A 7,549-nucleotide genomic window follows, 5' to 3' on the forward strand; every position below is an offset into this window, starting at 1 on the left:
CCTTTAACGGTGCCGACCCGCTGCGCCCGGCTCCGCCATGTGTCACTCCGCAGCGGGTGACTGGGTGGGCGTGTGCAGTCTGTCGAGCGTCTTGCCCTTGCCCAGGTACATGTGCACACCACATGGCAGGCACGGATCGAAGCTGCGCACCGTGCGCATGACGTCGATCCCCTTGAAGCTGTCCCGGCCGTTCTCCTCGAAGATCGGTTGCCCCTGCACCGCGTCCTCGTACGGGCCTGGGGTGCCAAAACTGTCGCGGGGGTTGGCATTCCACGGTGTGGGCGGGTACGGGTGGTAGTTGGCGATCTTGCCGTCCCGGATCACCATGTGGTGGCTGAGCACGCCGCGCACCGCCTCGGTGAACCCGCATCCGATGGCCTCGTCGGGCACCTCGAAGCGCTCCCACGTCTTGGTGCGCCCGGCGCGGATCTCCTCGAGCGCCTTCTCGGCGAAGTGCAAAGCGCACGCCGCCGCGTAGGCCTGGAAGTAGGTGCGCGCCCGGTCACGTTCGATCGTGTTGCTGCCGTACTTGGGGATGTGCCACTCCAATTCGACGGGCCCCTTCAGCGCCGTCTTGGGCAGGTTGATCTTGACGCTGTTGCCGGTCGCCTTGACGTAACCGATGTCGACCAGGCCGGCCAGCGCCGTCGACCACAGCCGGGCCAGCGGGCCGCCGCCGGTGTCCAGCGCCAGGTGGTCCTTGCCGTCGAACCAGCGCGGTGACATCACCCAGCTGTACTTGCCGCCTTCCATGTCGCGCTTCTGCGGGTGCGGGTTGGTGTGCTGGTTCCACGGGTGGCGTCGGTCCACCGAGTTGCCCAGCGGATCGGTCTTGACGAACATCTCCTGGTCGGTCCAGTCGTCGTAATACGAACTGCCCAAAAGGATTCGGATGCCCAGGTTGATGTCCACCAGCGAATGGGTGACCAACTTGCCGTCCACCACCACGCCCGGGGTGACGAACATGGCGTTGCCCCAGCGCTCCATGTCCTTGTACTCGAAGTTGCACACCTCGGGGTCCTGGAAGGAGCCCCAGCAGCCCAGCAGGGTCCGGCGCAGCCCGACCTTCTCGTAGCCGGGCAGGGCCTCGTAGAAGAAGTCGAACAAATCGTCGTGCATGGGCACGACCTTCTTCATGAACTCGACGTACCGCATCAGGCGCGTCATGTAGTCGGTCATCAGCTGGACGGTCGCGACGGTGCCTACCCCGCCGGGGTAGAGCGTCGACGGGTGCACGTGGCGGCCTTCCATCAGGCAGAACATCTCTCGCGTCCAGCGGCTGACCACCAGCGCCTCGCGGTAGAACTCACCGCTGAACGGATTGAGCGAGCGCATGATGTCCGCGATCGTCCGGTACCCGTGGGCGTCCGCGTGCGGGGCGGGCGTCTTCTCGGCCAGCGACAGGATGCTCGGATTGGTCTCGGAGACCATCTTCTCGCAGAAGTCCACGCCGACCAGGTTTTCCTGGAAGATGTTGTGGTCGAACATGTATTCCGCGGCCTCGCCGAGGTTGACGATCCACTCGCCCAGATGCGGCGGCTTGACGCCGTAGGCCATGTTCTGCGTGTAGCACGAACAGGTGGCGTGGTTGTCACCGCAGATGCCGCAGATGCGGCTGGTGATGAAGTGGGCGTCGCGAGGATCCTTGCCCTTCATGAAGATCGAGTAACCGCGGAAGATCGACGAGGTGCTGTGGCACTCGACGACTTCCTTGTTCTCGAAGTCGATCTTGGTGTAGATGCCCAGGCTGCCCACGATCCTGGTGATGGGGTCCCAGGCCATGTCGACCAGTTGGCCAGGTTCCCGCTTGGCTTGGGTGGCTTCAGGGCTGATGGTTGTCATCGCGTTACTTCTTCCCGCTGGGGCTGCTTGCGCGTCGGCTGATGCGGCGACGGCTCTTCGGCTACGAATGTGGATAAGGAGCGCACCGACCCGGTAGGTGACCTACCAGGTGCGGCGCGCTCCAGTGGTGAGTTGGTCGCCGTTGTGGCGCCACCGCGGCTCCTTGTCGACGGTGCGTTCCGTGATACCCCTCAGACTGCGAATCACGGCTCCGTACAAGCCCGACGCGGTGCTCGAGATCTTGCCGCCCGGCGGTTCGTCCATGAACGGCATGAACTTGTCCGGGAACCCCGGCATGGTGCAGCCAATGCAGATTCCGCCGACGTTGGGGCAACCCCCGACGCCGTTGATCCATCCGCGCTTGGGCACATTGCATTTGACCACGGGTCCCCAACAGCCAAGCTTCACAATGCATTTCGGCGACCCGTACTCGGTGGCGAAGTCGCCCTGCTCGTAGTAGCCGGCCCGGTCGCAGCCCTCGTGCACGGTCTTGCCGAACAGCCACTGTGGCCGTAGCGCGTCGTCGAGCGGGATCATCGGTGCCTGACCGGTCGCCATGTACAGCAGGTAGGTCAACGTCTCCGACAGGTTGTCCGGGTGGATCGGGCAGCCCGGCACGCACACGATCGGGATGCCCGCCTTGCTCTTCCAGTCCCAGCCCAGGTAGTCCGGCACACCCATCGCCCCCGTCGGGTTGCCGGCCATCGCGTGGATGCCCCCGTAGGTGGCGCAGGTCCCCACCGCCACGATGGCGGTGGCCTTGGGCGCCAACCGGTCGAGCCACTCACTGGTGGTCATCGGCTGCCCGGTGGCGGGGTCGTTGCCGAAGCCGCACCAATAGCCCTCGTCCTTGATCTTCTCGTTCGGGATGGAGCCTTCGACCACGAGAACAAATGGTTCCAGCTCGCCGCGATCGGCTTTGAAGAACCACTCCAGGAAGTCGTCCGCGCCTCCGTTGGGTCCGCATTCGAAGTCGATCAGGGGCCAGTGCACCGCGACCTGGGGGAGTCCGGGCAACGCTCCCAAGGCGATCTCCTCGACGCTGGGCTGGGTGGCAGCAGTCAATGCCACCGAATCGCCGTCACAACTGAGGCCCGCGTTTATCCATAGAACATGGATCAATGTTTGTTCTGCCTTGACTGCTGCTTCCGTTGGCATGCTGCAGCTTTCCGGAGCCGGGCTGGGGCTCCTGGCGCCGCCGGAGTCGACCGTCGGCCCACTTGCGCAGCGCTATTTTTTGGGTCTACTCCCGCTATTGGGCGTTGTCAACGGTTCGACATTACTGATTAGTAGGCACGTGTTGTACAGTGGTGAAAAGCCTTGTCGCGCTTAGCTGATCCGCCGCGACGGTTGCGTCGAAACGGGGCGCTGCTCCTGCGAACGTTTCGCAGGAGTGCGCGGGCGGAGGCGCCGTTCAGTCCTCATCCGTGGCGAAGCGCCGCAGCCAGCCGAACCACGCGGCCATACCATCGCCGGTGCGGGCACTGACCGGCAAAATCGACGCTGTCGCATTGACTTTGCGGACGTGGGCGATGTAGCTGTCGACGTCCACGTCCAGGTGGGGCACCAGGTCGATCTTGTTCAGCAGCACCACGTCGACAGACCGGAACATCACCGGATACTTCAGCGGCTTGTCCTCGCCCTCGGTCACCGAGTAGACCATGGCCTTGGCGTGTTCGCCGACGTCGAATTCCGCCGGGCAGACCAGATTGCCGACGTTCTCGATGACCACCAAATCCAGCGCGGCCAGGTCGAGGCCGCGCAGTGCCCGGTTGACCATGGGCGCGTCGAGGTGGCACTCGCCACCAAATCCGTTGCTGGTGTTGAGCAGTGACACCTGGGCGCCGCGGCCCCTGAGCTTGGCCGCGTCCAGGTCGGTGGCGATATCGCCCTCGATCACCCCGATGGCCAGGTCGCCGGCGAGTTCGTCGAGAGTGGCCTGCAGGATGGTGGTCTTGCCGGAGCCCGGGGAGCTCATCAGGTTGAGGGTGCGTACCCCGTTGCGCTCGAACGCCGCCCGATTGGCGTCGGCCCGCATGTCGTTCTCGGCGAAGATCGCCTCCAGCACCTCGACGCGCTGGCCGCCGGTCTGATAGCGGCTATGGTCGCCGCGGTCGTGGTCGTGCGGGAGGTCATCGTGGGAGTGGGTGTGCACGGTCCCGTCGTCGTGCCGATGAAATCTACCCATCGTCAACGCCTTTCACGAGACATCTTTTTCATGACACGTCCAGCGAGGTCACCAGGAATTCGTCGCCGCGCAGCACCTCGACGTCGGGACTGTCACACCGCGGACACCAGATCGACCAGGGCGAGGTGATCTCGGACTGCCCGCCGCAGGCGCGGCACCGGACTTCGGCGCCGACGCATTCGAGTTCGAGTTCGGCGTCCGGCATGTCCTCGGCGTCGCGGACGAGCGTCCAGCAGAAGGACAGCGACTCGGGCACCACCTGGCGCAGCGCACCGACCCGCACCCGCACCACGTCGACGTGGCGGCCGGCGGCGTGATCCCTGACCACACCGGCGATCGCTTCACACAGCGACAGCTCGTGCATCGCCGATCACCGGCGATCCGCGAGCCGGGCGCAGGCCAACGAGCCCATGAGCACTGTTCTACACCCGAACGGCGATTTGCGGTCAGGCTCTTGGTCGACTCAGGAGGTCCACTTCTCTTCGATGCGTCCGTAGCGCCAGACGAGAAGGGCCACCGCCCAGGTGGCGACGAACATGGCGACGACGATGTAGCCGATCGCGTTGAGGTCCAGCCCGCCGATCCAGCTCCAGAACGCGCCCCGCCAACCGAACTGGTCGGCGAACAGGACGAGCAGTTCAATGCTGCCGATCACCCACGCGACGGCCACCGACAGCGCGGTGATGGTGATGTTGTAGTAGATCTTGCGCACCGGATTGGAAAAGGCCCAACCGTAGGCGAAATTCATGAACGAGCCATCGATGGTGTCCAGCAGGCACATGCCCGCGGTGAACAGCACCGGCAGGCACATGATGGCGTACCAGGGCAGCCCGGCCGCGGCGCTGGTGCCGGCCAGCACCAGGAGGGCGATCTCGGTGGCGGTGTCGAAACCAAGCCCGAACAACAGCCCGACGGGATAGCAGTGCCAGGACTTGGTGATCGACTTGGTGAAGCGGCCGAGCAACCGGTTGATCAGCCCACGGTTGCCCAGTTGCCGTTCCAGTTCGGCCGCGTCGGTGTCGGGATCGTATTCGCCCCGCCGCAGTCGGGTGAACACCCGCAGGATTCCGACCAGGACGATGAGGTTGAGCAGCGCGATGGCGTAGAGGAACACGCCCGAGACGCTGGTGCCGATCAGCCCGGTGTAATGGTGCAGCGTCGAGGAGTCGTCCTCGACCGGGCCGACGACCGCCTTCACCCCGCACGCCAGCAGCAAGGCCAGCCCGAACACCACAGTGGAGTGACCCAGGGAGAAGAAGAACCCCACCGCCAGCGGGCGTTGCCCATCGTTCATCAGCTTGCGGGTGGTGTTGTCGATAGCGGCGATATGGTCGGCGTCGAACGCGTGCCGCATGCCCAGGGTGTAGGCCGTCAGTCCGATGCCGACACCAAATGCCTTACCGCCCAAGCTGTATTGGGCCGGTGCCACGAGCAGAATCATGGTGAGCCAGCCGAGCAGGTGTAGCGCGACGATCACCGCCAGCATCGTCGCCAGCCGCCACCGCTCCGCCCGCGTCAGGGCGCCGCGAAGCCTGCTCGGTCGCGACGGCCGCCGGTCGATCTCGGTGCTGGCCACTGGGGTCCTTCCGGCGCGTCCTTGCGGTATCGGCTGAGACAACCGGCACGACTGTAAGTACCGCGGCTCGCCAGATGCAAGTGAGTCGCAGGAATTCGCGTGCCGCCGATCGCGCCCGGGACTGGCGATCCGGCCGCATGGGGACGACACTGAACCGGTGACGCCCAACCCGTCGGTACTGGATGCGTCGGTCACCGAGCGGATCGGCGATCTGCTGCGCGCCCGGGGGCTGCGGCGGATGGCCTCGCGAATTCAGGTGCTGGCGGTGCTCGAGCCCGTCAACGGTCACCTGCCGGTCGCCGAGATCGACAAGCGGCTGCGCGAATGCCTGCCGCCCGGAACCCATGCGCCCGACGTGGCGACCGTCTACCGCACGGTGACGACGCTGGTCGACCAGGGGGTGTTGCACGCGCTGACGCTCGAGGGCGGCGTGACGACCTACGGGCTGGCCACCGCGCCGCACCATCACGCGGTATGTACGAACTGCGGCACCATCATCGAGGTGCCCGCCCGGCAGCTGAGTTCGGCGCTCGAGCACGCGATGGCGGGCAGTTCCTTCGCGCTCTCGGAGGCGGCGGGGCTGACGTTGCACGGCCTGTGCCCGCAGTGCCAGGACGACGAGGGCGACGCGCGCTCGCGCCTGCGCTGAGGTCAGCGCAGGCCCAGTAGGGCGTTCTCCACCACCTCGGGCAGCGCCGGATGGATCCAGTACTGGCCGCGGGCCATCTCCGGCGCGGTGAGTCCGAAGCTCATGGCCTGGACCAACGGCTGAATGATCGACGATGCCTGGGTTCCCATGATGTGCGCGCCCAGCAGCCGCCCGGTCCCGCGCTCGGCGATGAGCTTGACGATCCCGGTGGTGTCCTCCGACGCCCAGCCGTAGGCGACGTCGGCGTAGTCCTGAATCTTGGTCGAGATCTTGAAACCCTGTGCGAAGGCTTCGTTTTCGGTCAGCCCGACGTAGGCGATCTGCGGATCGGTGAACACCGCCGACGGCACGTAGCGGTGGTCGGTGAGTGCCATCGCGTCGGTGTCGTCCCAGTCGCAGAGCAGGTTGTGCTGCACGACGCGCGCCTCGTGGTTGGCGACATGCTTGAGCTGATACGGCGAGGAGACGTCGCCGAGGGCGAAGACGCCACGCGCCGTGGTGCGCTGGTAACAGTCGACGGCCACCAGGCCGTCCTCGACGGCGACACCGGCCTGCTCGAGGTCGAGTCGATCGGCGTTGGAGACCCGCCCGGTCGCCACCAGCAGCGCGTCGGCGAGCACCGTGTGCCCGTTGTCGAGTTCCACCGCGACGTCCGAGCCCCGGTTCTCGGCGCCCACGACGTTGCGGTGGGTGTGCAGCTCCCATTTGCTCGACGCGATGCGGGTGAAGCGCTTGCACACGATGTCGTCGCAATGCCGCAGCAGGGCAGAGCCCCGGATCACCAGGGTGACCCGCGAGCCCAGCGAGGAGAAGATGTGGGCGAATTCGGCTGCCACGAAGCCGCCCCCGACGATCACCAGATGCTCGGGCAGCTCCGAGATTCGCATGATCGTGTCGCTGGTGTAGTACCGGGCGCCGCACTCGAGGATCGCCGGGGGCACCACCGCTCGTGCCCCGGCGGCGATCACCACCTGGTCGGCCGCGAATTCGTCGCCCGCATCGGTGCGCAACAGGTAGCGGCCGTCGGCCTGCACGCCGCCGAATCGGGTGCGCTGGGACGACATCGTCTCGCGCGTCTTCGGGCGCATCGACCCGATCGGGGTCAGCGGTGAGGATTACCGGAACGCCGCACCCAACATCGATGTCTACAAGCAGCGCACCCGATTCGGCGGCGTGCAGGCCGACGGCCGCTACCTGTTGCGCACCGATGCGGGCGACGAATTCGCGGCCGACCAGGTGGTGATCGCCGCCGGGGCACGAGCGGTGGTGCCCCCGGCGATCCTCGAGTGCGGCG

The 7,549-nt window shown here is 66.1% G+C and carries 6 protein-coding genes and 2 pseudogenes; 2 read left to right on the forward strand and 6 right to left on the reverse strand.

Annotation, left to right across the window (positions count from 1 at the left end; translation table 11 throughout):
- Nucleotides 1-42: 42 nt before the first annotated feature.
- The 5 genes from A5624_RS20790 to A5624_RS20810 all read right to left on the reverse strand — a co-directional run bounded on the left by A5624_RS20790 (nucleotide 43) and on the right by A5624_RS20810 (nucleotide 5,606).
- A complete protein-coding gene (locus A5624_RS20790) occupies nucleotides 43-1,842 on the reverse strand; it encodes a nickel-dependent hydrogenase large subunit (protein ID WP_066870337.1) in 1,800 nt (599 codons plus the stop codon).
- A 102-nt stretch (nucleotides 1,843-1,944) separates the two neighbouring features.
- On the reverse strand, nucleotides 1,945-3,000 hold the full coding sequence (locus A5624_RS20795) for a hydrogenase expression protein HypE (protein WP_066870342.1): 1,056 nt from the start codon (nucleotides 2,998-3,000) through the stop codon (nucleotides 1,945-1,947).
- 256 nt (nucleotides 3,001-3,256) lie between these two features.
- Nucleotides 3,257-4,030: a hydrogenase nickel incorporation protein HypB gene (gene hypB, locus A5624_RS20800; protein WP_066870345.1), complete on the reverse strand. Its 774-nt coding sequence runs from the start codon at nucleotides 4,028-4,030 to the stop codon at nucleotides 3,257-3,259.
- Nucleotides 4,031-4,058: 28 nt separating this feature from the next.
- On the reverse strand, nucleotides 4,059-4,394 hold the full coding sequence (locus tag A5624_RS20805; protein WP_066870348.1) for a hydrogenase maturation nickel metallochaperone HypA: 336 nt from the start codon (nucleotides 4,392-4,394) through the stop codon (nucleotides 4,059-4,061).
- 99 nt (nucleotides 4,395-4,493) lie between these two features.
- Complete coding sequence (locus tag A5624_RS20810; RefSeq protein ID WP_066870351.1) at nucleotides 4,494-5,606, reverse strand: HoxN/HupN/NixA family nickel/cobalt transporter; 1,113 nt, start codon at nucleotides 5,604-5,606, stop codon at nucleotides 4,494-4,496.
- Between the two features lie 157 nt (nucleotides 5,607-5,763).
- Between A5624_RS20810 and A5624_RS20815 the strand changes: the two genes are divergently transcribed.
- The gene (locus tag A5624_RS20815) at nucleotides 5,764-6,255 is read left to right on the forward strand and encodes a Fur family transcriptional regulator (protein WP_066870354.1); all 492 of its coding nucleotides are present in this window, start codon (nucleotides 5,764-5,766) and stop codon (nucleotides 6,253-6,255) included.
- Between the two features lie 2 nt (nucleotides 6,256-6,257).
- Here A5624_RS20815 and A5624_RS20820 read toward each other — a convergent pair.
- Nucleotides 6,258-7,304 (reverse strand): annotated as a pseudogene (locus tag A5624_RS20820) (mycothione reductase); the annotation flags it as partial.
- On the opposite strand from A5624_RS20820, the pseudogene A5624_RS27655 reads away from it, so the two are divergent.
- A pseudogene (locus A5624_RS27655) lies at nucleotides 7,297-7,549 on the forward strand (mycothione reductase); the annotation flags it as partial. The pseudogenes A5624_RS20820 and A5624_RS27655 sit on opposite strands and share 8 nt — an antisense overlap.

Source organism: Mycobacterium sp. 1482292.6, assembly GCF_001672995.1.
In the GTDB taxonomy this organism is placed as follows: domain Bacteria; phylum Actinomycetota; class Actinomycetes; order Mycobacteriales; family Mycobacteriaceae; genus Mycobacterium; species Mycobacterium europaeum_A.

What these genes read in the sequence shown, in the direction of transcription:
- A5624_RS20790 (WP_066870337.1), bottom strand. Translation starts at nt 1,842, where the DNA reads ATGACAACCATCAGCCCTGAAGCCACCCAAGCCAAGCGGGAACCTGGC.
- A5624_RS20795 (WP_066870342.1), bottom strand. Translation starts at nt 3,000, where the DNA reads ATGCCAACGGAAGCAGCAGTCAAGGCAGAACAAACATTGATCCATGTT.
- hypB (WP_066870345.1), bottom strand. Translation starts at nt 4,030, where the DNA reads ATGGGTAGATTTCATCGGCACGACGACGGGACCGTGCACACCCACTCC.
- A5624_RS20805 (WP_066870348.1), bottom strand. Translation starts at nt 4,394, where the DNA reads ATGCACGAGCTGTCGCTGTGTGAAGCGATCGCCGGTGTGGTCAGGGAT.